Source organism: Variovorax sp. 01T439_2 (genome assembly GCF_056398445.1).
This window is the reverse complement of sequence record NZ_JBFTPJ010001232.1, coordinates 1-1,346: the sequence shown is the minus strand read 5'-3', so window position 1 is coordinate 1,346 and position 1,346 is coordinate 1. Positions and strand designations below refer to the sequence as shown.

Sequence of the window (1,346 nt, the reverse complement as noted above, 5' to 3'; positions counted from 1 at the left end):
GCCTGAGCCTGGGCCACATCGGGCGCATCGAGGACACGGCCGGGCGCAAGGACGACCGCGGCCAGGGCTTCGAGCTGCGCACCGACGGGCATGGCGCCGTGCGCGCCGCCCGCGGCCTGCTGCTGAGCACCGAGGCGCGGCCCAATGCGCAGGGCCACATCACCGACATGCGCGAGACCATCGCCAGGCTCACCGAGGGACGCGACCTGCACGAGAGCCTGGCGCAGGTGGCGCAGCAGGCCAAGGCTCACGAGGCCGGCGACCAGGACGAGGTGGCCCGCGCGCTGAAGGCGCAGAACGACGCGATCAGGGGACAAGGCGGCCCCTCGGGCCCGGGCGAGTTCCCGGAGTTCCAGGAGCCGCACCTGACCCTGGCGAGCCCGGCCGGCATCCAGGCCACCACGGCCGCCAGCACCCACCTCGTGAGCGTGGAGCACACGGCCATCAGCAGCGGTGCGCACACCAGCGTGGCCACGGGCAACAGCTTCCTGGTGAGCGCCAAGGACGCGGTGCGCATGGTGGCCTTCAACCACGGCATCCGCATGGCGGCGGCCGCGGCCGACATCGACCTCACGGCGCTCAAGGACAGCATCAACGCGCTGGCCAAGCTGGACATCAAGATGGAGGCCAACCGGATCACCATCACCGCCAAGGAAGAGGTGCTGATCAACGGCGGCTCCAGCTACACGCGCTGGACGGCGGGCGGCATCGAGAGCGGCACCAACGGGACGTGGCGCGCGCATGCGGCTTCGCATTCGATGGTGGGGCCCAAGAGCGACGGACAGCCCCGGCTGCCGCAGCCGCCCCAGCTTCCGAGAGGCCAGCTCGACCTGTACCACCAGTACGTCAAGGCCGACGGCGCCACGCGCCAAGGCGTGAAGCAAGGCGACTTCACGGTGGTGGACTCCGACGGGGGCACGCACACGGGCAAGCTGGACGCGAACGGCTTCGCCTCCGTGGCGGGGCTTCCGCTCGGGCAGGCCAAGGTCACGTTCGGCGGCGATCCGAGCGACCCCTGGGATACCGGCAGCTACTTCGGCCAGCCGAACCGCTGGCCCACCCGGCCTGCGAGCGACAAGGCCGTCGACGCGGGAGGYGGTGGAGCGGGCTTCCTCGGCGGAACGGGCGGACTCGGCAGCGCAGCGGCGGGCCTGCTGGGCCAGGCGGGCGGCCTCGTGAGCCAGGCCAGCGAGGCAGCGAGCACCGCGCAGCAGGCCGTCGGCGCCGTGCAGGCCATCCAGCAAGGCGGCGCCAAGGCATTGCTGGGCCAGGTCGGCCAGGCGGCCAGCGGCATGGCCGCGCAGACCGTGGGCGCCATGGTGCCCAAGCTGCCCGCGTCGCTGCCG

Annotated in this window: 1 protein-coding gene; it reads left to right on the top strand. The window is 72.6% G+C overall.

Annotated features, from left to right (window positions below):
* A partial coding sequence (locus AC1DOC_RS33850; protein ID WP_478131590.1) for a DUF2345 domain-containing protein occupies positions 1–1,346 on the top strand: 1,346 nt, incomplete at both ends.